Source organism: Bartonella sp. PS7NMGDW (assembly GCF_042193585.1).
GTDB classification, from domain to species: domain Bacteria; phylum Pseudomonadota; class Alphaproteobacteria; order Rhizobiales; family Rhizobiaceae; genus Bartonella; species Bartonella grahamii.
The window spans coordinates 1-647 of sequence record NZ_JBHILX010000120.1; the positions used below are offsets into that span (position 1 = coordinate 1).

Here is a 647-nt window from a genome sequence, read left to right on the forward strand (position 1 = left end):
TGGGAAGGTTTGCGTTTGAACGCCTATAAAGATGCCATTGGGGTGTGGACAATAGGTTATGGACATACAAACAGTGCTGGAAAACCTTTTATTTACGAAGGCATGACAATCACTGAAAAGCAAGCAGAAGAACTTCTTTGCCAAGACTTAAGACAATTTGAAAATGCCGTTGAACGCGCTGTTACAGTTTCATTAACAGATGAACAGTTCGCGGCGTTAGTGTCATTTTGCTATAATGTAGGAACAACAGCCTTTTGTAACTCGACACTGTTAAAAAAGCTCAATCAAGGTGAATATGAAGCTGTCCCTGCCGAGCTACAGAAATGGACCAAAGCAGGCGGGAAGCGTCTTGAAGGTCTAGCACACCGGCGTGCGGCAGAAACAGGCTTATGGGCGAAAGGGGCTTTTGTTTCCTCCAATTATCAAACAGTAGAAACGCAAGCACCAACGGGGGTTTTCAAAGCCGAAGCACTTGCACCGATTATTGGTTCTTTTTCTGGGCTTGGAGGCTTATTAGCAGGAAATGGACCCATCCAATGGGCTTTGGCCACCATTATGATTTTAGCCGCATGTGCTGGTATTTTCTTTGTTGCTAAACGCTTTCAGGAGCATCGTCTATGATCTTATGGATGAAAAGAAATCTGATG

Annotated in this window: 1 protein-coding gene; it reads left to right on the plus strand. The window is 44.2% G+C overall.

From position 1 onward, the window contains the following. The coding region (locus ACFIKJ_RS09650) for a lysozyme (protein WP_375670571.1) at positions 1–621 on the plus strand (621 nt) is incomplete at its 5' end. Between the last annotated feature and the right edge of the window lie 26 nt (positions 622–647).